This is a genomic window from Pseudomonas sp. OTU5201 (genome assembly GCF_038440135.1).
Taxonomy (GTDB): domain Bacteria; phylum Pseudomonadota; class Gammaproteobacteria; order Pseudomonadales; family Pseudomonadaceae; genus Metapseudomonas; species Metapseudomonas resinovorans.
In genome coordinates this window covers 1-24,832 of sequence record NZ_JASATC010000021.1, presented here as the reverse complement: position 1 = coordinate 24,832, position 24,832 = coordinate 1, and the positions used below count along the sequence as shown (strand labels likewise).

Genomic DNA, 24,832 nt, shown 5'->3' with positions numbered 1-24,832 from the left:
CTCGGCTTTTACCCTGAGCCGTCGCTTTTGTAAATTGGTCTTACCAATTTAATCGACAAGCAGCGCCGACTCGGTCTTCGCCTGCCGCCACGCCACAAGCGCTGCGGTTTTCGCCCGATCCGGCTAACAGGCACTCCAAAAACAATTAGGGAGCCACCCCACGATGCAAACCTGGCAGCAGCTCTATACCCCCCTCGGCAGCCTCGGGCTGTCGGCGCTCGTCGCACTGATCCCCATCGTGTTCTTCTTCCTGGCCCTGGCGGTGTTCCGCATGAAGGGCCATATCGCCGGCACTATCACCCTGGCGCTGTCGATCGCAGTCGCCATCTTCGCCTTCCAGATGCCCGCCGACATGGCCTTCGCCGCCGCCGGCTACGGCTTCGCCTATGGCCTCTGGCCGATCGCCTGGATCATCGTCGCGGCGGTGTTTCTCTACAAACTCACGGTCAAGAGCGGCCAGTTCGAGGTGATCCGCAGTTCAGTGCTGTCCATCACCGACGACCAGCGCCTGCAGGTGCTGCTGATCGGCTTCTCCTTCGGCGCCTTCCTCGAGGGCGCGGCCGGCTTCGGTGCGCCGGTGGCCATCACCGCCGCCCTGCTCGTCGGCCTTGGCTTCAACCCCCTCTACGCGGCCGGCCTGTGCCTGATCGCCAACACCGCGCCGGTGGCCTTCGGCGCGCTGGGCATCCCGATCATCGTCGCCGGCCAGGTGACCGGCATCGACGCCTTCAAGATCGGCGCAATGACCGGCCGCCAGCTGCCGTTCCTGTCGATCATCGTGCCCTTCTGGCTGGTGGCCATGATGGATGGCTGGCGCGGCATCAAGGAAACCTGGCCGGCAGCCCTGGTAGCCGGCGCCAGCTTCGCCGTAACCCAGTACTTCACCTCCAACTTCATTGGCCCGGAACTGCCCGACATCACCTCCGCCCTGGTGAGCCTGGTGTCCCTGACCCTGTTCCTCAAGGTCTGGCATCCCAAGCGCGCCGAAGACACCGACGTGGTCGGCATATCCGGCGGAACAGCGGTAATGGGCGGCTTCGGCGGCCCGCGCAGCACCACCCCCTCGCCCTACAGCTTCGGCGAGATCCTCAAGGCCTGGTCGCCCTTCCTGGTGCTCACCGTGCTGGTGACCATCTGGACCCTGAAGCCCTTCAAGGCCCTGTTCGCCCCGGGCGGCGCGCTGGAGCAGTTCGTCTTCCTGTTCGCCATCCCGCACCTGGACCAGTTGGTGATGAAGGGCGCGCCGATCGTCGCCGCCGCCACCGCCATCCCGGCCGTGTACAAGTTCGACCCGGTATCGGCCACCGGCACCGCGATCTTCTTCTCGGCGCTGATCTCCATGGCCATTCTTTCAATCCACCTAAAAACTGGTCTGACCACTTTGAAGGAGACCTTCGTCGAGCTGAAGTGGCCGATCCTGTCCATCGGCATGGTGCTTGCGTTCGCCTTCGTTACCAACTTCTCCGGCATGTCCACCACGCTGGCGCTGGTCCTGGCCGGTACCGGTGCAGCCTTCCCGTTCTTCTCACCCTTCCTCGGCTGGCTGGGCGTGTTCCTGACCGGCTCGGACACCTCCTCCAACGCCCTGTTCGGTTCCCTGCAGGCCACCACCGCACACCAGATCGGCGTCAACGACACCCTGCTGGTCGCCGCCAACACCAGTGGTGGCGTGACCGGCAAGATGATTTCGCCGCAATCCATCGCCGTCGCCTGCGCCGCCACCGGCATAGTCGGCAAGGAATCCGACCTGTTCCGCTTCACCCTGAAACACAGCCTGATCTTCGCCGCCATGGTCGGCCTGATCACCCTGGCCCAGGCCTACGTGTTCACCGGCATGCTGGTGCACTAATGGCCTCTCCGGGCTGCGCAATGGTGCAGCCCGGTCTCTTCTCGCTGCCCTGAAGCCAATAATCGGTTCGAATCCATGATCATCTCTGCCTCCACCGACTACCGCGCCGCCGCCCAGCGTAAGCTTCCGCCTTTCCTGTTCCACTACATCGATGGCGGCGCCTATGCCGAGTACACACTGCGCCGCAACGTTGAAGACCTGGCCAGCATCGCCCTGCGCCAGCGCGTGCTCAGGAACATGTCTGAGCTGAGCCTGGAGACGAAGCTGTTCGATGAGACCCTGTCCATGCCCGTGGCGCTGGCCCCGGTCGGCCTGACTGGCATGTACGCCCGCCGTGGCGAGGTGCAGGCGGCAAAGGCGGCCGCAGCCAAAGGCATTCCCTTTACGCTTTCCACCGTTTCGGTCTGCCCGATCGAAGAAGTGGCACCGGCCATCAACCGGCCCATGTGGTTCCAGCTCTATGTGCTGAAAGACCGCGGCTTCATGAAGAACGCCCTGGAACGGGCCAAGGCCGCCGGCGTGACCACCCTGGTCTTCACCGTCGACATGCCGGTACCGGGCGCCCGCTACCGCGACGCCCATTCCGGCATGAGCGGGCCCAACGCGGCGATGCGCCGTGTACTGCAAGCCATGACCCACCCGGCCTGGGCCTGGGACGTCGGCCTGCTCGGCAAACCTCACGACCTGGGCAATATCTCCACCTATCGCGGTAACCCGACTGGACTGGCGGACTACATCGGCTGGCTGGGAGCCAACTTCGATCCATCGATTTCCTGGAAAGACCTGGAATGGATCCGCGATTTCTGGGAAGGCCCGATGGTGATCAAAGGCATCCTCGACCCGGAAGACGCCAAGGATGCGGTGAAGTTTGGCGCCGACGGCATCGTCGTCTCCAACCACGGCGGCCGCCAACTCGACGGCGTGCTCTCCAGCGCCCGTGCACTGCCAGCCATTGCCGACGCCGTGAAGGGCGAACTGAAGATCCTCGCCGACTCCGGCATCCGCACCGGCCTGGATGTAGTGCGCATGCTCGCGCTCGGCGCCGACACCGTGATGCTCGGTCGCGCCTTCGTCTATGCCTTGGCCGCGGCCGGTGGCGCAGGCGTGAGCAACCTGCTGGACTTGATCGAGAAAGAAATGCGCGTGGCCATGGTGCTCACCGGCGCCAAGTCCATTGGCGACATCAGCGCCGACTCGTTGGTACGCGAACTCGGTCGCTGACCGGTCGACACAACCCGGCGGGCCGACCGCGGCCTGCAACAATAGACGGGACACCGTATGAGCCTGCCGATCCCCTTCCTGAATACCGTCGAGCACCTGATCCCCCATGAGCGGCGTTTCGACGACCCGCTATCGACCCTGGCCTTCGGCACCGATGCCAGCTTCTACCGGCTGATTCCCAAGCTGGTAATCCGTGTCGAGAGCGAGGCCGAAGTCATCGCCCTGCTCAAGGCCGCCCACGCCGAGCTGGTGCCGGTGACCTTCCGCGCCGCCGGCACCAGCCTCTCCGGCCAGGCCATCAGCGACTCTGTCCTGCTGGTGCTGGGCGACAACTGGAACGGCCGCGACATCCGCCAGGGAGGCGCACAGATCCGCCTGCAGCCCGGCGTGATCGGCGCCCAGGCCAACGCCTGGCTGGCACCCTTCGGTCGCAAGATCGGCCCCGATCCGGCGTCTATCAACGCCTGCAAGATCGGTGGCATCGTCGCCAACAACGCCAGCGGCATGTGCTGTGGCACCGCCCAGAACAGCTACCACACCCTTGCTGGTCTGCGTCTGGTACTGGCCGACGGCACTCTGTTGGACACCGAAGACGCTGCCAGCGTTGCCGCCTTCCGCCAGAGCCAGGGCCCGCTGCTGGCCGAGCTGGCCGAGCTGGGCCGCCGGACCCGCGCCAACACCGAGCTGGCCACGAAAATCCGCCACAAGTACCGGCTGAAGAACACCACCGGCCTGTCGCTCAACGCCCTGGTGGATTTCGACGAACCACTGGACATCCTCAGCCACCTGCTGGTGGGCTCCGAAGGCACCCTCGGCTTCATCAGTGCGGTGACCTACGACACCGTGCCCGACCACCCGCACAAGGCCAGCGCGCTGATCGTCTTCCCCGACGTGGAAAGCTGCTGCAAGGCCGTTACCCTGCTGAAGAGCCAGCCAGTGTCAGCGGTGGAACTGCTGGACCGTCGCAGCCTGCGCTCGGTGGAAAACAAGCCTGGCATGCCCGAGTGGGTGAAGGGCCTGTCGACCAACGCCTGCGCCCTGCTGATCGAGTCGCGCGCAGCCAGCCAGAGCCTTCTGCGCGAACAGCTGTCCCGGATCATGGCGTCCATCGCCCACTTCCCACTGGAACAGAAGGTCGATTTCAGCGAAGACCCGGCGGTCTACAACCTGCTGTGGAAAATCCGCAAGGACACCTTCCCCGCCGTCGGCGCCGTGCGCCAGACCGGCACCACCGTGATCATCGAAGACGTCACCTTCCCCATCGAACAACTGGCCGAAGGGGTCAATCGCCTCATCCAGTTGTTCGACAAGCACGGCTACGATGAGGCGATCATTTTCGGCCATGCTCTGGAAGGCAACCTGCACTTCGTCTTCACCCAGGGCTTTGACAGCCCCGAACAGGTCGCCCGCTACGAAGCTTTCATGCATGACGTGGCACAACTGGTGGCGGTGGAGTTCGGCGGCTCGCTCAAGGCCGAACACGGCACCGGCCGCAACATGGCGCCATTCGTCGAACTGGAATGGGGCAGCGATGCCTACCAGCTGATGTGGCAGATCAAGCGCCTGCTGGACCCACGCGGCATCCTCAACCCGGACGTGATCCTCAGCAACGACCGCGACATCCACCTGAAAAATCTCAAACCGCTGCCGGCCGCGGACGAGATCGTCGACAAGTGCATCGAGTGTGGTTTCTGCGAACCGGTCTGCCCGTCCAAAGGGTTGACCCTGAGCCCCCGCCAACGCATCGTGATCTGGCGCGACATCCAGGCCAAGCAACGCGCTGGGGTCGATACCGAGGAGCTGGAACAGGCCTATCAGTACCAGGGCATAGACACCTGTGCCGCCACTGGTCTCTGCGCCCAGCGCTGCCCAGTGGGCATCAACACGGGCGACCTTGTGCGCAAGCTGCGCGCGAAAAGCGCCCACCATGCAGGTAGCGCGACCTGGCTGGCCGACCACTTTTCCACCGCCCTCAAGGGCGCACGCCTGACCCTGCGGATCGCCAATGGCGCACGCAAGGTACTCGGAGCGCCGCTGCTGGAGAAGACATCCGGCGCCCTGCGCCACCTCTCAGGCAACCGTCTGCCACAATGGACGCCCGCCCTGCCCCAGGCCGCAGCGCCCATCCACTTCACGCCGCCGAGCGCCGATGCACGACCTCGCGTGGTTTACCTCGCAGCTTGCGTCTCTCGCGCCATGGGCCCCTCCGCGGGTGACCGCGAACAGGTGCCGCTTATCGACAAGACCCGCATGCTGCTGGAGAAGGCGGGCTACCAGGTGGTGTTCCCCGAAAACCTTGACAGCCTCTGTTGTGGTCAACCCTTCGCCTCCAAGGGGTACGCCGAACAAGCGGAAAACAAGCGCCGCGAACTGGTGGACGCGCTCCTGACTGCCAGCCGTGGCGGCCTGGACCCCATCTACTGCGATACCAGCCCTTGCACACTGCGCCTGGTGCAGGACGGCCTGGACTCGCGACTGCAGTTGTTCGATCCGGTGCGTTTCATCCGCAGCTACCTGATGGACCGGCTGGAGTTCACTCCCCAGGACAAACCAGTGGCCATCCACGTCACCTGCAGCACCCAGCACCTGGGGGAAGCTCAAGGGTTGATCGACATCGTCAAGCGCTGCACCAGGGAAGTGGTGGTGCCGGAAGGCATCCACTGCTGCGGTTTCGCAGGCGACAAAGGCTTCACCACACCAGAACTGAACGCGCATTCGCTGCGCTCGCTGAAAGACGCAGTACAAATCTGCGAGGAAGGCATCTCGACCAGCCGCACCTGCGAAGTCGGCCTGACACAGCACGGCGGTATCGACTACCACGGACTGGTCTACCTGGTGGACCGCGTGACACGTGCTCGCACAGCGTTCTAAGGCGAAAACCGGACCTCCACCTGTGGTGAGGCCTTCAGCGCACCGCGGCGCCATATAGGCTGAACCCCACTCGCATCAGGGCAGTCCACCTCATAAGCTGGAGCTTTCCTATACTCCAGCGGTCAACCCGAAAAGGAGGTCCGACATGCGCCGTATTGCCCTTCTGCTTGCTGCCGCCCTGCTCAGTGCCCCGGTTCTCGCTTCACACTGCCCAGCGGACATGGCGAAGATCGACCAGATACTGAAAACCGATCCACCCGCAGACCCCACCGTACTCGAGCAAGTGAAAAAACTTCGCGTCGAGGGCGAGGAGCTACATAAGTCCGGCGATCACGCCGAGTCCGAGAAGGTGCTGGCTGAAGCACTGAACCTGCTGCAGTCCAGCGAATAGAAAGCAGCTCAGGATCCAGCGCAAGCTGGATCCTGAGCGTCACGCCTCCTGGCCAAGCAGCGAGAGTGCCATTCGGCGTACCTGCTTCAGGTCCACAGGTTTACTCAGGCAGGCGTCGGCACCGCGACGACGTGCTTCGGCCAGGATCTTTTCATCCACCGCCGCACTCACTACCAGCACCGGCGTCATTGCCAGACGGGGGCTGGAGCGCACGAAGTCGAGCACATCCAGACCATCGCCATCGGGCAGATCCAGGTCCAGCAGCAACAGAGACGGGGTGATGTCCGCCAGAAGTCCCAGCGCTTTGCCCACCGAACCCGCTCCACGCACGTCGGCCATGTCCCGCAGGCCCTCCTGCAGCACCTTGAGGCAGGCCGGGTGATCTTCCACGCAGAGCACCTTCGGCAGTACCTGCGGTTCTTCCACCTCAAGTTTGGCCAGCACCGGTGGCTCGTAGTCATCCGACGCAGCGATGCTTGGCAGGTCAATCCAGAAGCGACTACCGATATCGGGCGCGCTGCTGAAGCCCATCTCGCCGCCCATCAACTCCGCCAGCTCGCGGCACAGCACCAGGCCGATGCCAGTGCCCGGAATGGTGGAATTCTCCCGGCCCAGTCGCTGGAAGGGCTGGAACAGCATGGCCTGCTGCTCCTGACTGAGGCCCGGACCACTGTCGGCCACCCAGAGGCGCACGGCGGCCGGGCGTATCTCGTAACCCATGCTCACCATCCCTTCGGGGCTGTTGTACTTCACCGCGTTGGACAGCAGGTTCAGCATCACCTGGCGCAGACGTCGGGCATCGGCCATCACATGCAGCGTCGGCGAAGGTGGAGGCGCCAGCTGCAACTGCAGGTGACGAGCCTGCAGCTCGGGCTGGATCAGCTCAGCACAGCTAGCCAGCAGTGGGCCAATATCCACGGGTTTGAGCTGCAGCTTCTGGCGCCGATTCTCGATGCTCGACAAATCGAGGATGTCGTCCACCAGCGAGGTGAGGTGACGGCTGGCGTTGACGATCTCCTGAGCGTAATCGCCCTCCACCTTACGGTCCTCTTGCCCCTCTGCTTCCAGAGCGATCAGCTGAGCGAAACCATTGATGGCATTGAGCGGCGTACGCAGCTCGTGGCTCATGCTGGAGAGGAAGCGGCTCTTGGCCTGGCTGGCAGCCTGGGCTTCGCGACTGGCAACGCGCAGCTCTTCCTCCACCTGCTTGAGCCGGGTGATGTCCACATGAGTGCCGGCCACCCGCAGGGCACGGCCGTCGGAGTCCCGTTCCAGTACCTTGCCGCGGCTGAGCAGCCAGGAGTAACGGCCCTCGACATCGGCAAAGCGGTATTCGGCGTCGAAGTTGTCCTGGTCACTCACCGAGAACAACATGCGCAGGCGGCGCACTCGCTCCACGTCATCCGGGTGCACGCGCTCGTTGAATTCGGCGAAGGTGATGCTGTCGCTGCGCAACCCGAAGCGTTTGACGAAGCGCCCGCTCATTTTGATGGAGAGGGTGATGGCGTCTACTTCCCAGAGGCTTTCCGTGGTGCTCTCCAGCACCAGATCAAGGTTGCGCCTGGCCTCCAACCGTTCCTCCTCGCTCGCCTGCAGCTGGGCGCCGCTGAGCTGAACCGCCTCCGCCAGGGCCTGCAGCTCGGCAATGCGACTGCTCGGCGCAGGCGGGCGGAAGTCGCCCTGCCCGATACGCTTCATCATGCCCATGATGGCGGCCATGGGCGTTGCGAGTTCGCCGCTGAGGCGCCGCGAACGCGACCACATCCAGGCGAAGAACAGTGCGTAGAAGAAGCCCAGGCCGGCGATCAGCAGGTAACCGATCTGCTGGTAACGCTCAGCGAGGCGATTGGTTTCCTTGAAGATGTTGGCCTCGTCCACCACCATCATCAGCCGCCAGCCGGTCTGCGGAATCTCGGCCCAGGCCACCAACTGCTTGCGTCCACCCAACTCCACTTCCTGCACATTGCCCTTGCCGACAGCCATAGCCTCCAGCAGCGGCTGCATCTCGCGGTGGCGAGCCAGGTTGAAGTCTTCGGGCTTGAGCACCTCGCGACGCACCGCCTCGTCGTAGGAGAAACGGGTCAGCTCACGCAAGCCAAAGTCACGCTCGCCCGCCTCCGGCAGCGCCATGATGCTGTGGTCGCGGCTCACCAGCATCGCGTAGCCCTGCCAGGGCACCTTGAGGCTACCGATCTCGCCGAGCATCTGCCCCACGGTAATATCCAGGCCCACCACCCCTTCGAGAAAGTCGCCGCGGTAGACAGGTGTAATGGCTGACATCATCCAGCCAAGGCCGGCCGGATCCAGGTAAACGTCAGTCCATACCGTCTTGCGCTGCGGGTTGTGCTTGGCATCAGCGAGGTAATAGAAGTTGTAGTTGGGTATCACCATGTCATGGGGATACTGCTCAGGCGTCATGAAGAAGGGATAGATGCGGTTGTAGCTGTCCCAGCTGTTGAAGTAGACCGCCGCCACCAATGGGTTCGACTCTCGTATGGAGCGCATCAGCGGGTCGACCTGGGACAGGCGCAGAGCCTTCTCGTGGTCCTGGCGCTCTACCGGTGTGCTGCTGGCATAGAAGGACGCGGCACGGCCGTCGTCGGTGCGCGTGTAGTAGACACCGTCGGAGCTCAGCACATGTCGCTGACGCTCCAGCTCATCAGGCTTGAAACTGCGATCCTGCAACGCCCGGCCCACCGCGTCGCGGAATAGCCGCGTGGGCACCTCGATGCCCTGCAGGCGCATATCAATCACCTTGCCTTCGCGCACAACTGCGCTGCTAAGGTCTTCCAGAGCGCTCTGCTGCAGGTAGTCCACCTGGGCATCGCGTATCGCACTGTTGGTCAACAGATAAGCCGTGATCAACACCGATTCGACCAGAATCAGCGGGATCAAGGCACTCTGTACGAAGGCACGCCAGATCCACTGGCGCAAGGGGGTTCGGGCAGAACGCGGCATGGCGACGTCTCGGCTCAAAGGTCTTCCTGACAATAGCCTGCAATCATATAGCAAGCACCCATGACATTAGGTCAAAAGCGTGGTCGACGCTTTGGCCCCTTTGCCGTAGACTACGCTCCGTTGTACACCCTGCAGTATTTGGGGCCGATTAGGATTCGACGCCGGTAACAAAACTCTAGGGGCATGCCGAGCTGGCAGCAAACCTCGTAAATCAGTTGCTGCAAACCATTAGTTGCCAACGACGACAACTACGGGGCGGCCCTCGCGGCCTAACCCTTCTGGCGGCTTCGGCTGCCAGCAGTCATTAGGGGATGCCTGTAAACCCGAAACGACTGTCAGATAGAACAGGATCGCCGCCAAGTTCGCTGTAGACGTAACGGCTAAAACTCATACAGCTCGCTCTGAGCACCCTGCCAGTCGGGCCGCAAAGAGCTAACTCAGTAGACTTGGCTAAGCATGTAGTCCCGAAAGCGGAGAGCTGGCGGACGGGGGTTCAAATCCCCCCGGCTCCACCAAAACCAAAAGGTAAGCCCCTGATTTTCCTAGCGAATTTCAGGGGCTTTCTGCTTTTCAAGCTGTACTGTCGACAAAGTGTCGAAAATGGCGAACAAAAAAAGGAGATGGTTTCCCATCTCCTTTCCTTATTTGAGCAGCTAGAAATCAAACGCTAGCTGACCGGGGTGGCTCCTGTAGTGGGCACACACATTCTCCCACTGCCCAAAGCGGAACCTCCGGTATTGATGCACGTATACAGCCCTGAGTCGCTGGAACCGCAGACGAGAAGCACTCATAGTCACTTCTCCTTCTTCCGGCGAACGCGGAGCTTCCAAGCCTTCAGGCCGTAAGCCCGAGCATCCAGGATGCGATTGCCGCACTTCCTATAACGGCAGAATACGTACTCAAACTCGTCGTCGCTGATGTCCATTGGACGTCTCCTAGCGAGAAGCCCACTAGGACGAGAGGCAGAGCAAAAAAATGGTCAGCACACTTGACCACTCAGGCCCAAAGGGCCTACAAGTGGATTGTGTAACTGCGCGCTGATCCGTATATTAGTGCCCCACCTCCTGTCCTAGCTGGCTTGAGGATCACGCGCTGAAGGGCTCAGTTTCCTAGGCCGACCCGTCAGAGCGATCTGGATGCCCTTGTTACCGAAAGGTAGCAAGGGCGTTCTTCTACTGGATATAAATCCAGCAATTTACATGCTAAAGCCCCAAAAAAGGGCAGTCAAGCATTACCCTGCAGATTGAGTGCCTAATCCCTACATGGGCATAGGGCATTTCCCAACACAATTCCCTTTGTTGATCGCCAGCAAATTGCCATATCGATCAAAGCTGGGCACAAGATATGCCCTCATTTTGGATAATGCAAGACAACCGAATGCGCACAACCTGTGGATAAGTTGTGAGTATTTTGTGCATCATCCTCGAATCCCTTTAGTAGTCTAAGCCTCCAGCGGCGCGGCTTTCAGTGAAGTGCGATTCAAGAATTACATCATTGATCATTATTTGAACAGACGCTCTGGGGATAACTCCTACTCACTACATCTAGTGTCGCTACCCTGCATCACCGTAAGCGGTCCGAATCGCACAGCATCTCGTAGGTGATCAGGCGCCAAGTGTGCGTAACGCATGGTCATCGCCAAAGTGGAATGCCCCAGGATCTTCTGGAGGGTCACGATGTTGCCGCCGTTCTGAATGAAATGGCTGGCAAACGTGTGCCGGAGAGCATGGGCAGCTTGTCCTTTCGGTAGCTGAATTGTGGTGCGCTCCAGGGCACGGCGGAAGGAGGTGATGCAGGAGGTGAACTGCCCGTTGGTTCGCCAGTGCTTCCTAAGTCTGTCAGCTAGCTCCTTGGGAATCGGCACCGAACGGACCTTTCCCGATTTCGTCCCCGCGTAGGTGACTATGTTTCCCTGGAGCCGGTTTGGCGTCAGCTTCTCGGCCTCGGACCACCTGGCACCAGTGGCAAGGCAAATCAGCGTCACAAGCTCGGTATGCGGGTTCTCACAGCCATTCCTGATCGACTCCAACAGCTCAGCTATCTGCTCATTCGTCAGCCAGGACAATTCCCGCTCTTGCAGCTTCAGCGGCTTCACGCCAACCAATGGGTTCTCGAAATCGACTTGCCCCAGGTCCCGCAGCTCATTGAACACGGCCCGGATATAGCCCAGCTCGTTGTTCATGGTCTTGGGTGACACACCGGCATCCAGGCGCTTGCGCCGCATGGTCGAGTAGGAGGACGGATCGAGTGTCCTTGCCACCGGATCACGTAACCGCTTGGCCAATTTCTCCAGCTTGGAGAGGCGACGTTTGCCGTCACGCAGCGAGTGGCCGTGCAGGTTGAACCAGAGACGAATCAGCTCGGAGAGGCGGCGACGATCTTTCGGTATTGGGTTCCAGGCAGGCGTCTCGATGCACTTGGACCGGCATATAGCCTCGAAGCGCTGGGCCTCGCCCTTGGTCTTCAGCGTCTTGCGGAATCGCTTGCCCTTGATTGGCTCCACATCGACGTGCCAACGACCATCGGGCAACTGGACGATGGCCACCTACACCGCCCTCCCCCACCGGACATGACGTTCCTCCAGCAGGTCCTTGATGTGCTTGTAGATGTCGTGCTCGCTCATCTCCTTGGCGGCGTAGTGATCCCGAATGACCGGCCAGCATTCCCAGGTTTGCAGCCGATCAAATGCCTTTTTTGCGCCCACCCGCTCCCTTGCCAGCAGGCTCACGAAGTTTCCCAGGAACAGCTCCACGTTCTTTCCGGAGAAGCCCCGGCTGGTCTTGTGGTAGCGCTTGTACTCGGTTTCCTCCAGCAGTGAATCCACCGGCAGATCGACCACCACGTCATTGCGGATCAGCGACCAGATCGGCTCGAAATAGCCAGGCCGAGCCAGCAGCTTGAATTGCCCCAGGCCGTACCGCCACAGGCCGTCCAGATGCCCGCAGAAGGCTTCGAAGGTCTTGGTTTCAATGGCCTGGCCGGAACGGGCGTCAATCGAACCAGACGCGAACTGCTGGACGATGGAGTGGTGATAACGCAGCTCGATCCGCCACACGTCTTGCTCCGGGCTGTAGTTGTACGGGTCGTCGTCACAAAAGGAGTCTCGACGCTTCCAGACGCTCTCCCAGTAATCCAGCTTGTCGGTCGCCCTGGCCTGCTCGGTCTTGTTGTAGATGCACAGCTGAATACCGCTGGCCGAGCCGAACATGTAGGTTTCGCCACGCCCGTAGACGGAGGACTTGGTGTCCCACTGAATCTCGTTGATGCCGGAAATGTCACGGCGCGTCCGGGCACGGCAATGCATGCGGGCAACGAAGTCGGCGGGTGGGGTCCAGTTCTGGAGGTCGAGGGCCAGATGGACCGCGCACTGGTTCACCTCGACATGGGAGAGCAGGTGTTCGGCGTAGCGATCCATGCGGGCCTGGAGGCGTTCAGGGCTCAGGGCGTCGATGGCGTGAGGAGACACCTCGATCTTCACGTGTGGGCCAATCGCATCCACCTTCACGTTGAAGTTCTTCACCAGCAGAATGAACCCAAGGTCAGCATTCTGGAGCTTGTACTGGTAGCCCGAGTCCTTGCCCACTCGCCCGGAGTGCCAACGCTCACCCGCGAAATCCACGATGGTGCCCGGGTTGTCGAACAGCTCAATCACACCAGGGCGGATCAACCCGCGATAGAGCTGACGCACGGTATCCACGCCACAACGCAGCAAACGGACATTGCTCAGATCGACCATTCGCATGGTGTGTGCATCGAAAAAGACACGCCCTTTCGGGTCTTCATTGAAAAGCGGATCAACCCGCAACAGGTCCTTAGCCTTCATTTCCCAATCTCCATTACTTGCCTGTATTTGCCGATTCGAACTTGGTTTATCTGACGTGTTACAGGGACGTCAGCGCGCCGGCGCCCAGCGGGTCCCTCCCGCGCGCGGGAGCCCTCCCGCTTGTGCGCCGGCCCGGCAAAACGTTGTGTGAAGACGGCAGAAAGCCTCACCCCATGGCATGTGTGGCCATGGAGCTGGAGGCGATAGAAATCGTTAGAAGTAGAGGTAGAGCGCCACGACAGCGACGGAGAGGCACACGAACAGCAAGACGGCCAGGGAGATAGGCGGCGGAGATTTGCGGTTGCGGGCGTCGAGAATTTCCTGGGCTTGCAGGTGCACGTAGGACGGCGAAGTGCGAGGCTTGACCGGGCGGCTGATACGTTCAACCGAGCTGCTGTCTTGAGGGATAGATGACGGCGGCATGAAGCGACCCGGACGCTTCCAGGTCTTGCCTTCCTTCTTGGCACGCTCTTCGTGCAACCAGTCGCGGTCTTCGAGACCCATACGCCCTCCTTAGCCATCCTTGGATACCGCCTTCACCAACGATACCTTGGGGATGTCGGAAATCACATAGCCGATGTCGAGGCCCTTGTAGGTCACTGACACCACGCCAAGCGACACGTAGTCGATCTGGTAACCCGCCTCCCGCAGCTCCTGAAATGACACCCGGTTCATGGGGTTGCCGTCCTTCGCAATGACAATGAAGCCGTTCAGGTAGGGCCGGGGGCTGTCTTCGCCGGGGTAGGTCTTGCTTCCGGTCGCCAGTGCAGCAAGGTGCAGGGAGTAACCCTGATAGGGATGCAGCTTGGCTTCCGGGCCGCGAGGCTCTGCGACTTCCGGAGCCGGTGTCGGGGAAGGGGTCTGTTCCGCGGCTGCGGTTTCAACGACTTTCACCGCGGGGGCAGGCCTGGGCTTGGGTTCTTCCTTCTCGCCACCGAAAACCGCCCAGAGCTGGAGAACCACGAACAGGCCGACCATCAGCGCCGCACCCTTGAAGGTCCAGTGCTGCCACAGCGGTTTAACGTCCGAGGCGCCGTACTCTTCGCCACCGCCCTTGGTGTGCGAGCGATAGAGGCCAAAGTACTTCGGGTCGTAGGTGCGGATATCGGTGTTCACCACCTCGCCCCGGATGCCGTCCTGCACCTTCCTGACGTACTTGTGGTTGTCGCCGAAGGCCGTGCGTTTACGCACCCGGTAGACGAGCTGCATGTTGTCGACAATGGCTTTGCTGATCTTGCCGTAGCTCTGCGTGATCAGCAGGATGTCGGCGGTTTCGTGGCGGTGTTCGGCGAACCACTCTTCCACCGCCACGTTGGTTTTCCCGCGCGGGAAGTACTTGTGGCATTCGTCGATCACGTACAGCGGACCGGCGCCGGTTTCGGGATGCCGCCAGGGATCACCGAAGGCATCGACGGTGGCGAAGTAACGCTGGCCGCCCGTGTCGCGACGGATCTCGATCAGGTCGGAAGCACCCGGGCACAGGGCGTTGTAGTAGTCCACGTTGAGCGGCATGTTGGTGACGACCTTGCGCCCCTTGTTCACCGCTGGGAGGACGTGGAAGGCCGCCGCCTCATAGCTTTTGCCGCCACCGGATGGGCCGATCAGCAGGTTCTGCATTTACGACCCCCAGCGCACGAACGGTATGGTCTGGAGGATGAAGCGGATCACCAGGGCGGCGACGATGATGGAGATCGCTTGCGGCAGCTTGATCAGGCCGAGGATGTTGGCCGTCTCGGGCGGGATCATCGCGTAGTAGGTGCTGGGGTTGAACGGGATATCAATGGCGTTCAGAGCGGCAGCAGCCATGCCCAGGATCGAATCGAAAGCCCAGCAGAACACGTCGGTGAACATGTTCCACAGGTCTTTGAAGATGCGCGTGACAACCGCCAGCAGCCATTGGGCGAACGCCGCGATCTTGGCCAGCAGAGAGGTGAAGAACTGGAAGATTCCGGCCATGGCATCAACCCCCGAAGGTGACCATGCGGGCGGTGAACAGCGCCGTTACCAGAATCACCACGCCGATGAAGTCGAAGACGTAGCAGCCGACGTTGAAACCGTGCGACGAGAAGTTGCCGAATGCCCGCAGATCGAACGACATCGCCCAGGCCGGACAGCTACCGGAGAAGCTGGGGATGAATGAGCGTAGAAAGGCCAGAAAGGCGCTGTTGTCGAAATCCTGCTTGCGCTGATTCCACACGCCGTTCAGGCCGTCAGGGTACTGCTGCTCGTAGAACGGTTCGACCTCGGGGAAGGTGGCATCCTGAAAGCTGTAGTCCTGCTCGTTCTCTTCCTGCGGGACTTCCTCGGTGACCTCTTCACCATCCGTGCTGGTTTCTTCACCGACTTTTTGGTCGTCCTTGTAGGTGGTCACCGTCTTGTTATTGGTGATGTCGATGTAGGTCGGGCCGTACTTGATGTTGTAGGTGGTGCTGGTTTCGGTCTTGGTCGTGCCGGTGGTGCCATCCGGGCGCGTATAGGTGCCGGTAGTGACTTCTTTTGGACCCTGGACGCTGGCGGGACCGCTGAGTTGAGGGCCGCCCTCCTGCAAGCTTTCCAGGCAGGCTCCGGGGCTTGGTGACTGAGCGCAGCTTTCGCGCATCAGGTCGCGAATCCACTCCCCGGTCTGGCCGTTCACATAGGGAGCAATACGATCGAGGTCGAGGGTGGTCAGCGGCGTAAGGGTGGTTTCGATATCTGCCAGGCTGATGACCTTGGCCCCGGACTGCGGCCAGTAGCCGTACTGGTTATAGGTGTACCCCAGGTGTCGCTGGGTGCAGTTGTTCACGGCCTGGTTGAAATCCGCAGGGCGTCCTCCACCCGGCACGTCAGTGGACGGCCATACGCCGACCGCGTAGATGATGCCGCCTTGGTTGGTCACGGTGATCTTGTTCATCGTCTGCGAAGCGGGATAGAGCGCGCAGATGCTCTGCGGATTGAACGTGCCTTCTCCAGCTACTGGCAGATTCTGGTAGGTGTCTTCCCTCTTCTTGATCTCCCCGCCTTCATCCATCACCCAGTCGAGGCCAGCGATCAGGCCCGCAATGGTGCCGGTCAACAGAATGTCGGGCAGAGAGACGAGTTTGCGTGTGTGCTCGATGGTGCGCGGGATCGACTGAATCAGGCTCTTGCTCACCGGCACCGGCGTTTTCCGCCCATTCACACCAGGGATGTACTCGCCTTCATGGACGGTGAACTTCACCGTGTCGGTGCCCTTGGTTACGACCGACTTGTTCGACACCGCCACGTCGTGGGACAGCGGTTTAACCGGCACCCGAGTGGCCGCCTGGACCGCACCCGCCCCGATCATCAGTGCGGTCAGAACCGCGACCTGTACCCAGCGATAGCTGCCCATCCGCCCAGGACTCCTGCATGGAAGACCAACGCGTACACGAGCATGGCGAGGTCTTCGGAAGTGAATGCAATCTGTTCCATAAAGTTGAAGGGGCCTTTCGGCCCCTCCCTCCCGGCCGTTAGGCCTTGCGTACACCACGCTTGCTGAGGTCGATGCCCTTGAAGGCCATCGCGATCCCGACGATCAGGACACCCCAGGCCACGACCTGAGTGTTCACCCCTGCGAAGTCGACTGCGGCGAAGATTGCTTCCATCGCTCTTACTCCAGTTGGTTACGTTTTCCGGACTGCCGAGACGGCAATACCGACCTTAAGCGCGATCAGGTAGATGCCGAGGGTCATGGAGAACCCGAGGCCGTATACCGACGCGACACCCTCAGCGGTGACCATCAGCGGACACCGACCGAAGCTTGCTGGGCGACCGGAGTGATCACGGTGATCGACTCCGAGACGCCGGTCATGTAGCCGCCTGCGAAGGCCAGGGCGGCGGCGAAGAAGACTGCGCGCATGGGCTTATCTCCCTAGGCAGGCGGCGGCTGGTTAGGACTTGGCCGGCTCGCCCGAGGGCTGAGCGGCAGCCTGCGACTGGCGGGACGGTTGGGAAGCCGGACGCGGTTTGGCCGACTCGATGTGCAGGGCGAGGTTCTTGCCCTTGTTCTGGCCGCCTCGGTCCACTTCGAAGGTGATGCGGACCATTTCCAGCGGGGAGAACTGGGCGCCGGAGGCGAACACCTCATCCGCGAAGTCGTCGGCGACCGCCATGCCGATGATGGAGAGGCCGTGCTCGGTCTTGCCGTCCGGCTCATCGCCGTAGAAGACCTTCACGTACTTGGCGCCTTCCATCTCAGTTTTCTGGGTGCCCAGGAATGCAACTTCCATAGTCGAACGTGCCATTTGTGTTTCCTCACTTAGGTGCGCGATATGCGCGGTTTGCCTTTCGGTAGGCCGAGCGATCCCACACGGGCGAACTCTTGTTTTCGCCCGAGTGCTGTCTCGGTCTACCGAGGGGTTAAAAACGTGGGCCTGCGCGGCCGGTCAGTTGGTCAACACCAAGGGCTCTGCCCTTGTCATCCCGCTCTTGCCGCCGAGGGCTCGGGAGCGCGGGGCGGTGGAGCTGCCCCTCTCTCCCAAGCCGAGGCTTTTCAGGGTGGTGCGCGGTCAAGGGTTCGCTTCGCCCGGCGCTCCGTTTGACCGAACGGTGAAGCGTGTTCGGACAAGCCGGTGCGGCGGCCCTGGACCGGGGCGGGGCCGGTGTGGGGGCGGCGGCGTGGGAGAAGCCCGAGGGCCTTGGCCAACCGGAAGGTCAGGTAGCCAATCAGGGCCAGGACTACGGCGATGAATTGGGCGTCAGTCATGGCTCAGTCCTCGAAGGGTTCGTAGATGGGCACGAAGGGCGTGGGCTTGCCGCTGTCGTACACAACGTTCCAGTACGTCGGGGCGCGGCGGGCGGGCCTGTGTTTCTCGCAGAACGAGGCCGGCTGGCAGACCCACCGCCCAGCGACCTTGGATATCTGCGCGGGGCGGCAGTGCTCGCAAGACGTGGACCGGGAGGGCGCGCTGTTCGCCAGTTCGCGACGGGACCAGCAGACAGAGCAGTCGCAGTTGTCGGCGTGGGCGAGGCGGCGGTAGAGGTCGAGTGTGTTCATGGTTCATACCGCCCATTCCTTCTCCAGCATCTGCTGAGTCAGGAGCGCCACGTTGACCATCACGTACTTCCCCACCTTGTGGGACGGGATGTAGCCGTTGCGAATCCAGCCCCACACCACATCGTGGTCATTGCCCATGCGAATCCAGTCCGCGAACTCTCGCCAGGGCATTACAGGGGGCGGGCTGAGCAGGTCTTTAAGCGACAGGTTGATTCCTTCCACATCCATGGCCTTTGCTGCACTATGTTGGTCATTACTGGTCATCAGCTAAAGTCAATTTGACTCTAGCTGGTTTGAAGCATATTTGACTTGAGTCATATTGACTATAGTCCATTTAGATGCATTTGGAATGATCAAAGAGCGCGTTATAACCATCCTGTCGTGGTCGGACATCAGGCTGCCGAAGCTTGAGGAGCTGACCGGCATTAGCCGTTACACCTGGAGCAACCTTAAGAATCCCTCCAAGAGCAGGGAAATTAAGGAGGAGGAAATCTTGGCGATCGCAAAGGTTTTTCCGCAGTTCCGCTGGTGGCTCCTTACAGGCGAAGTAATGCCCGAGATAGGCCAGGTAAGCCCCGATTACGAAGACGCGAACCGAAACTTGACCGAACAAAACGCGGGATAGCGATCACAACGGAAGTGACTAGGCGCTGGTTTGCCCGAGCACAGGAAGTCAAGAAGGATTTTCAAGGACAGTAGGGAGAGGGGGTGTAAATTGTATGACTATGAAAGCATTCAGAGATGGCTTCTCGGAACCATTTGGGGAGTCTTACTGTTAGGCGTGATTGGCAGCATCATAGGTTCCATCTTAATATTTCTCCTAAAGCGGATATGGCATAAATTATCCGAAAGCAAAGAAAAAATAATAATCAGAGCACTCTTCCCACTTGCACTACATTATGAGCAAGGAGAAAAATTAAGAATCTCCCTAATGGGAAAGGAAAGTGAGAAATACATTTCTTACGTGATTGTTAGCGCAGCTTTCTTGGTTTTCTCCTCAGTATTCTTTGTCGCCATGGTAGGAGCAGCCATTACCACTTACGTGGTACATGAGCTTGCAAGGCCGCAGCTTCTGGCAGCCTTTTTCGGTGGTTCTCTCTATTTAGCATATGAAGTCTTCAAAAGAATATTCTATATTGGCGGGCTAGTTTCTCCGGATGTCCATGGTTTGGTTGAGAAAATAATGAAAGATCAAACAAAGAAATTTTCAGCGTGGTGGGAACTGAGGAACAGCGGGCCTGAAAAAACCGAAAAAGATAATAGCGCTACTAGCCAAGCGGACTAGTGGGCCACTTTCCTGTGCAAAGGGGACAGATTTATTTGCCTGACATCTAGCGTCAGAGAGAAATAGCAAGGAGCTCAACATGAAATCGGATTGGGATGACGCCCCGCCTCGCCTGAAGGCTTCCAAGGGCTCCAGTGAAATCGGGAAGTGGATTATTGCCGGCCTCATCGGCACCAGCATCACGGCAGGTCTGCTTCACCTTGCCGACGCCCGAATTCCCTTCCTACAGGATTCCAGCCCAACGGCGCAGCTTGAGCAGCTGCAGGATGAACCGTCCTCCCTCCCTCCATTCGAAGAACCGGACCCGAATCAGCCGACCGCTGAAGAAATGTTCTGGTCCAGCGTCAAGCAGCGAGAAGAAGAACAGAAAGCTCGCACCAAGCAAACCGACTACAACGACCAAAACTACACACCGCGCCAGCCCGACAATGTGGTGAGCATGGAGGGCGTGCGGCAGTCATCTGCCTATCAACAACCCACCCAACAGACAACCACACGCAGCCGAACCATCGAGAAGCATGGCGAGTGGATAGACAAGTGGAGCGGCGGTGCCCGCTACTACGCCACCTGGACCATTGTGAATAACTACATCGACGGCGGCAGTGTGTGCGGCAACCACAAGCGTGGGTCGATTGATTATCGGGAGTGCCGCAAGGGTGCTAAGCAGTTCTTCAAAGATGAATGCCGTGTTTGGGGGGAGCGATCGCAGAACGACCGAGAGCCTCGAAGCGACCGTATGAAGCAGAGGTATTGCTCGGCGGCGAGTAGTTTTAGCCCTATGGGTTAGCACTCGTGACGGGCTCAGAAACAGTCGGCCACATGGGGCAATCTCCCTCTGGCAAGCTAATTATTTTTCTCCTAAACATTCTAGAGACTTGAAATTTATGCATGAAATCCCGGCCGGGCTGTCAGACAACGAAGCTGGAACCTCAATAATAATCGGAAAGAACGGAAGTGGAAAAAGCAATTTATTAAACACACTAGCCAAACTACACACCTCTTCCGGTAGAAATGTAATTGGCATTGCCAGTTCGATTTATGACAAATTCAACCTAAGGAGCAAAAAATTCCATTTACTCGGAGCTCGCCACGGAAAAAACTCACCAAAGAAGACGATAAAAAAAGCGATTGAAAACACTTCAGGCACCGACCCGATACAAATCAAGAGAATATCGCAAATACTAAAATACGTTGGGTATTCTGGCGAAATTGGCATTCGACTATCAGGAGTAAATACGACCGCTCTCCAGGACCTTCACGAAGCTGAATATTTATCCACACACGTCAAAAATGATATTGAATCACTAATCAAAAAATATTTAAGCATGGCCAAACGAAGCCGCCTAATAGATAGCGATACACTATGGCTAGAAACCGAAGAAGTTAGTTTTGACAGAATTAATAAATCCACTTTTCCCAGACTACTTGCGCATGAACCACAACTCAAGGAGATCGGATTCTTAAAATCAGTTGATATTTTTCTAAGAAAGAATGGCAATGTAATACCTCTATCTCACGCCAGTTCCGGAGAGCTGTCATTTATAACTTCAATGATCTATCTCTCCACAGCAATAGATGAAGAAACAGTCATACTGATTGACGAACCAGAGAACAGCCTCCACCCTTCATGGCAAAAAGAGTACCTAGAAAAAATATTGGACTTATTCTACCTCTACGAACCAAAAATAATAATAGCCACACACTCCCCGCTTATCGTTTCTGGAGCAACAAGCACGGAAAAATCAATAACCATATTTAAATCAGAGAACAGCATAATTGATAAAATTGATCATAAATCCAATAACCTAGAGTCTTTACTGTGGTCTTTGTTTGGCGTAGCGACCCCCGAGAGCAATTACGTATCAAGCTTCTTTGTAAGAACACTTAACGACCTGTCAGAAAACAAAATAAGCATCAACGAAGTACTAAAAATAGTCTCCCACTTCGAAGAAAGCAGTTACGATCAAAAGCAAAAGGAAACCCTTGCAGGCGTCCGAGAGATTGCCAATAAAATTGAGTCCAGGAAAGAACAATAATGAAGGGGCTAAATTTCACCAGCAAGGACTTTGACGCAATAAAGCTAGCAATAAAAGAGGGAGGCAAGATATGGGAATCAAAACACGTTTCAGATGTAAAAAGAAAAATAAAAGATCACTATCGAGCAATACAGGGAGAGCAATGCTGCTATTGCCGAAAAAACTTTAAAGGCGAATTCAACATGGTTCTAGACATCGAACACGTCTTACCACAAGGAAATTCAAAATTCAAAAAATTCATGTTCACCATTACAAACCTAAGCGTGGCATGCAAAAGATGCAACATGCTAGTAAAGAAGGACGACATATCTTTTATTTCGGACACTGCGGATTTTTCTAAAGACCCCTTCCTAAGCGACAACTACAAGCTAATACATCCAAACGTAGACAACTACTTCCACCATCTACATTACGACGCTAGCATTAGAAACCTTGAAACCATGATCAAATACACAATATCTGGAGACAGCAACAAAGGACACTTCACTTACAACTATTTCAGATTAAATGAACTTGAAGTAGACTCGTTCAATAAATCGCAAGGAGCACTAGGACACGTAGACATCTCCAGCGCTATTGATCCCGATATCGCTTTAGAAATAGAAAACCTCCTAGAGCAATAACCTCAAATAACATGGGACATTCATATATCTCTAATAAGCGATCTCTAGAATGGTTAGCAAGGCGCGCGAAAATCAAAAATGGGGATTATTTCATTATCGCCACTCTAACCAAACTCCACGAGCAACTATCTGCCTTGCGTGCAGTAAAACCTAGAGAGCGCACATAAAAACTGGGAGCCCGCGTTGGTGCAAGACATCCTCCGAAAAATATGCAAATTGCAGCCAATGTATTCTTCGACCAACACCCCCGAAATGCAGGAACGGGGGTACCTTATTCGGTCAAAGTTGGCAGAGGAACTACGTGTTCGATTGCCATCCCTACAGCAGGCGTTTGATAGCATTTTTGACGACCTCGCCGTTGAGGGATCAGATGGCATAGGCAGAAAAACAGAAGCACCTTGGGTACGCCTATTCTCAAAGGCGATGTCACCGAACCCGAGAGAAGGGTTCTACTTGGTGATTCACTTTGCAGCTGACGGCTCCACCGTTTTCCTTACGGTTGGTTGTGGAAGCACCATTTGGCGGGGGGGTGACCTTCGAGCGGTGTCTGACGATGAACTTAAGGCACGAACGTCATGGGCTCGCTTCGTCGTTCAGCAGAGATGGAAAACACTGAGTCCGTTTGAGGACGAAATTGTCTTAGGCGCGAAAGCACCGTTACCACGAACGTTCGAAAAGGCGACAGCATTCGCGAAGCGCATCCCCGCCTCAGACTTACCAAACGCTGATTTGGACCAATTGCTGTTCAGTGCTGCTGAGCGCCTCAATGAAATCTATCTTGCTCAGCGGGAACAGCGCGACGTGTCACCAGGTGACCAGGACGCCGCATCAGTTGTTGCCATTGCTAAGCCATTGAAAGCACGGTCAGGAAAGCAAGGCTTCGGGCTCACTGCAAAGGAGCGACAGGCAGTCGACCGGCAAGCAATGTTCATGGCCATGCAATATCTGAAAGGGCTGGGTTACAACTGCAAGGACACTTCGGCTACTCAGTCATTCGACGTCCTCGCCACAAAGGCGGATGAGGAGATGATGGTTGAGGTGAAGGGGACGACTAGCGACCTATGCAACTCGGTACTGATGACCAAAAATGAAGTGGACCTTCACCGAGAACACAAAGGGAAAACCGGTCTGCTAATCGTTTCCAGGATCAAGCTTTTCCGTGACAGCGATACCCCCTCAGCTAGCGATGGCGAAGTCGAGGCCCTGCTCTACTGGGACATTGATGATTGGGTATCTGAGCCTATGGCGTTTCAGGTATCACGCAAATTCGCATAACCGAACCTTGGGTACACGACACAAGCAGTCGAAAAAGTGTCGAAGCCACGGGCCGACAATGACCAGCATTAGCCAAGTCGATCAATCCAAAAGGCGTGCATTGGCTGGCGTTGGCCGGCAAAGGTCATTAATGGATAGCGGGGAAATCGGGTTCAAATCCCCCCGGCTCCACCAAAAAACAAGACTAAGCCCCTGATTTTCCTAGCGAATTTCGGGGGCTTTTTCTTTTCTGCCTTGATGTGTCGAAGAAGTGTCGAATCCCCCGCCTAGGTTCGATCGATTCGACCAGCGCACACCAAGCCCCTAACATTCGAAGTAACCTCGTACGCTGGAGCAGCAACCTTGGATAGGGAAATGGAAAGGTGGTGTAACGCTGTGACCGACAACGTCAACGAGATGAACCGTCAAATGCAGAAGCTCCAGCGCTTCCAGCAAAGCCACGAAATCGATAAGCAAATCGAAGCGATCCAACAGCTCTACGAGAAGCTGGCAAGCAGCGCCATTAGCTATACCAACTTGATCCTGGCCGCCGGATACGGTGGTTACTTGGCATTTTGGGCGACCGTATCAGGCAAGGTGCCAGCTTGGCTCTTTTCCCTCACCGGATTTCTGATCCTGACCTCCCTGACCCTGTTCATCGGCTGGGAAATCAGCAAGATGGTGTGGGGTGCCATTCACATGCGACGCATCGACAAGCTGCTACAGGGGCAGAAAGGCCCTCATATCGTCGCGCAGTACCAAGCTGCATACGCCTCAAACCAGCAGCGAACGGGTACCGTCTGGATATTCTTCCTAATTCCAACGGTCCTTACCGGTCTCGGTGCAGCCTTTACGCTAATAGGCTTCTTTGCACTGAGCCTCTGGAAGCTTACCTTCAGCTAACGCGGCTATCACTCAACGGACCGAACTTGACGGCATCTTGCAAATGATCAGGCGACAGGTGCGCATACCGCATCGCCATCGCCATCGCCATCGCCATCGCCAGCGTGGAGTGCCCCAGGTTTTTTTGCAGCGTGTGTATGTTCCCACCATTCATCATGAAGTGACTGGCGAAGGAGTGCCGCAGGGCATGGCTGGCTTGGCTTTGCGGTAACTGGATGGTGGTTCGCTCCAGTGCACGGCGGAAAGAGGTGATGCAGGAGGTGAAATGTCCTTCAGCTCGCCAATGCTTCCTGAGTCATTCAGCCAGGTCTGCCGCGATCGGCACCGAGCGGACCTTGCCCGACTTGGTTTGAGCAAAGGTAACGATGTTGCCCTGGAGTCGATTCGGAGTCAGGTTCTCGGCCTCGGACCACCTCGCTCCGGTGGCAAGGCAAATCAGCATCATAAGCTCGGTATTCAGGTTCTCGCACCAGTCTCTGATCGCGTCCAGCAACTCAGCTATCTGCTCAGAGCGCTTACTCTCTAACGGCGAGGATTCTCGCCTAAATCGGTGTCCGGGATCAGTAGACCACTACAAACGCCAAATGCCGTGAGGACTGAGATAGCCCACACTGCTGAATCC

The 24,832-nt window shown here is 58.1% G+C and carries 24 protein-coding genes, 1 other RNA gene and 1 pseudogene; 12 read left to right on the top strand and 14 right to left on the bottom strand.

Annotation, left to right across the window (positions count from 1 at the left end):
- Positions 1–163: 163 nt before the first annotated feature.
- The 4 genes from AAHM40_RS14645 to AAHM40_RS14630 all read left to right on the top strand — a co-directional run bounded on the left by AAHM40_RS14645 (position 164) and on the right by AAHM40_RS14630 (position 6,332).
- Positions 164–1,849 (top strand): lactate permease LctP family transporter, encoded by a 1,686-nt coding sequence (locus tag AAHM40_RS14645; protein ID WP_342245303.1) that lies wholly within the window; start codon positions 164–166, stop codon positions 1,847–1,849.
- A gap of 75 nt (positions 1,850–1,924) precedes the next feature.
- Positions 1,925–3,070, top strand: coding sequence for an FMN-dependent L-lactate dehydrogenase LldD (lldD, locus tag AAHM40_RS14640; RefSeq protein WP_342245302.1), 1,146 nt, complete (start codon positions 1,925–1,927; stop codon positions 3,068–3,070).
- Between the two features lie 57 nt (positions 3,071–3,127).
- The gene (locus AAHM40_RS14635) at positions 3,128–5,941 is read left to right on the top strand and encodes an FAD-binding and (Fe-S)-binding domain-containing protein (protein ID WP_342245301.1); all 2,814 of its coding nucleotides are present in this window, start codon (positions 3,128–3,130) and stop codon (positions 5,939–5,941) included.
- A gap of 145 nt (positions 5,942–6,086) precedes the next feature.
- The gene (locus tag AAHM40_RS14630) at positions 6,087–6,332 is read left to right on the top strand and encodes a hypothetical protein (RefSeq protein ID WP_342245300.1); all 246 of its coding nucleotides are present in this window, start codon (positions 6,087–6,089) and stop codon (positions 6,330–6,332) included.
- A gap of 39 nt (positions 6,333–6,371) precedes the next feature.
- Here AAHM40_RS14630 and AAHM40_RS14625 read toward each other — a convergent pair whose 3' ends face one another.
- Entirely contained in the window at positions 6,372–9,290 is a 2,919-nt protein-coding gene (locus AAHM40_RS14625) for an ATP-binding protein (protein ID WP_342245299.1), read from the bottom strand.
- 140 nt (positions 9,291–9,430) lie between these two features.
- Between AAHM40_RS14625 and ssrA the strand changes: the two genes are divergently transcribed.
- Positions 9,431–9,805, top strand: a transfer-messenger RNA (tmRNA) gene (ssrA, locus tag AAHM40_RS14620).
- 278 nt (positions 9,806–10,083) lie between these two features.
- Here the strand turns inward: ssrA and AAHM40_RS14615 are convergent.
- The 12 genes from AAHM40_RS14615 to AAHM40_RS14560 form a co-directional block, all read right to left on the bottom strand.
- Entirely contained in the window at positions 10,084–10,215 is a 132-nt protein-coding gene (locus AAHM40_RS14615; protein ID WP_342245298.1) for a hypothetical protein, read from the bottom strand.
- A gap of 606 nt (positions 10,216–10,821) precedes the next feature.
- The gene (locus tag AAHM40_RS14610) at positions 10,822–11,835 is read right to left on the bottom strand and encodes a phage integrase (protein ID WP_342245297.1); all 1,014 of its coding nucleotides are present in this window, start codon (positions 11,833–11,835) and stop codon (positions 10,822–10,824) included.
- Positions 11,836–13,113, bottom strand: a complete 1,278-nt coding sequence (locus AAHM40_RS14605) for a hypothetical protein (RefSeq protein ID WP_342245296.1) — start codon at positions 13,111–13,113, stop codon at positions 11,836–11,838. It abuts the gene before it with no gap.
- Between the two features lie 213 nt (positions 13,114–13,326).
- On the bottom strand, positions 13,327–13,617 hold the full coding sequence (locus AAHM40_RS14600) for a hypothetical protein (RefSeq protein ID WP_342245295.1): 291 nt from the start codon (positions 13,615–13,617) through the stop codon (positions 13,327–13,329).
- A gap of 9 nt (positions 13,618–13,626) precedes the next feature.
- A complete protein-coding gene (locus tag AAHM40_RS14595; RefSeq protein ID WP_342245294.1) occupies positions 13,627–14,730 on the bottom strand; it encodes a zonular occludens toxin domain-containing protein in 1,104 nt (367 codons plus the stop codon).
- Positions 14,731–15,069 carry a DUF2523 family protein gene (locus AAHM40_RS14590; RefSeq protein ID WP_342245293.1) on the bottom strand — a complete coding sequence of 113 codons (339 nt, stop codon included), beginning with the start codon at positions 15,067–15,069 and terminating at the stop codon, positions 14,731–14,733. It abuts the gene before it with no gap.
- A gap of 4 nt (positions 15,070–15,073) precedes the next feature.
- Positions 15,074–16,465 carry a hypothetical protein gene (locus AAHM40_RS14585; protein ID WP_342245292.1) on the bottom strand — a complete coding sequence of 464 codons (1,392 nt, stop codon included), beginning with the start codon at positions 16,463–16,465 and terminating at the stop codon, positions 15,074–15,076.
- 118 nt (positions 16,466–16,583) lie between these two features.
- On the bottom strand, positions 16,584–16,718 hold the full coding sequence (locus tag AAHM40_RS14580; protein WP_342245291.1) for a hypothetical protein: 135 nt from the start codon (positions 16,716–16,718) through the stop codon (positions 16,584–16,586).
- Between the two features lie 285 nt (positions 16,719–17,003).
- On the bottom strand, positions 17,004–17,357 hold the full coding sequence (locus AAHM40_RS14575) for a hypothetical protein (RefSeq protein WP_342245290.1): 354 nt from the start codon (positions 17,355–17,357) through the stop codon (positions 17,004–17,006).
- Positions 17,358–17,605: 248 nt separating this feature from the next.
- Positions 17,606–17,818, bottom strand: coding sequence for a hypothetical protein (locus AAHM40_RS14570; RefSeq protein ID WP_342245289.1), 213 nt, complete (start codon positions 17,816–17,818; stop codon positions 17,606–17,608).
- Between the two features lie 3 nt (positions 17,819–17,821).
- A complete protein-coding gene (gene pflM, locus AAHM40_RS14565; protein ID WP_342245288.1) occupies positions 17,822–18,109 on the bottom strand; it encodes a lysogeny maintenance protein PflM in 288 nt (95 codons plus the stop codon).
- Positions 18,110–18,112: 3 nt separating this feature from the next.
- Positions 18,113–18,337, bottom strand: coding sequence for a DNA-binding protein (locus tag AAHM40_RS14560; protein ID WP_342245287.1), 225 nt, complete (start codon positions 18,335–18,337; stop codon positions 18,113–18,115).
- 121 nt (positions 18,338–18,458) lie between these two features.
- On the opposite strand from AAHM40_RS14560, the gene AAHM40_RS14555 reads away from it, so the two are divergent.
- The 7 genes from AAHM40_RS14555 to AAHM40_RS14525 all read left to right on the top strand — a co-directional run bounded on the left by AAHM40_RS14555 (position 18,459) and on the right by AAHM40_RS14525 (position 24,210).
- A complete protein-coding gene (locus tag AAHM40_RS14555; RefSeq protein WP_342245286.1) occupies positions 18,459–18,734 on the top strand; it encodes an XRE family transcriptional regulator in 276 nt (91 codons plus the stop codon).
- A gap of 90 nt (positions 18,735–18,824) precedes the next feature.
- Positions 18,825–19,394: a hypothetical protein gene (locus tag AAHM40_RS14550; RefSeq protein WP_342245285.1), complete on the top strand. Its 570-nt coding sequence runs from the start codon at positions 18,825–18,827 to the stop codon at positions 19,392–19,394.
- A gap of 79 nt (positions 19,395–19,473) precedes the next feature.
- Positions 19,474–20,181, top strand: coding sequence for a hypothetical protein (locus tag AAHM40_RS14545; protein WP_342245284.1), 708 nt, complete (start codon positions 19,474–19,476; stop codon positions 20,179–20,181).
- Positions 20,182–20,278: 97 nt separating this feature from the next.
- Positions 20,279–21,430 (top strand): AAA family ATPase, encoded by a 1,152-nt coding sequence (locus AAHM40_RS14540; protein WP_342245283.1) that lies wholly within the window; start codon positions 20,279–20,281, stop codon positions 21,428–21,430.
- On the top strand, positions 21,430–22,053 hold the full coding sequence (locus tag AAHM40_RS14535) for an HNH endonuclease (RefSeq protein WP_342245282.1): 624 nt from the start codon (positions 21,430–21,432) through the stop codon (positions 22,051–22,053). The genes AAHM40_RS14540 and AAHM40_RS14535 overlap by 1 nt, the downstream gene beginning before the upstream one ends.
- A gap of 186 nt (positions 22,054–22,239) precedes the next feature.
- A complete protein-coding gene (locus AAHM40_RS14530) occupies positions 22,240–23,328 on the top strand; it encodes an MrcB family domain-containing protein (protein ID WP_342245281.1) in 1,089 nt (362 codons plus the stop codon).
- A 375-nt stretch (positions 23,329–23,703) separates the two neighbouring features.
- On the top strand, positions 23,704–24,210 hold the full coding sequence (locus tag AAHM40_RS14525) for a hypothetical protein (protein ID WP_342245280.1): 507 nt from the start codon (positions 23,704–23,706) through the stop codon (positions 24,208–24,210).
- Here AAHM40_RS14525 and AAHM40_RS14520 read toward each other — a convergent pair.
- A pseudogene (locus AAHM40_RS14520) lies at positions 24,203–24,712 on the bottom strand (tyrosine-type recombinase/integrase). The gene AAHM40_RS14525 and the pseudogene AAHM40_RS14520 overlap by 8 nt on opposite strands.
- Between the last annotated feature and the right edge of the window lie 120 nt (positions 24,713–24,832).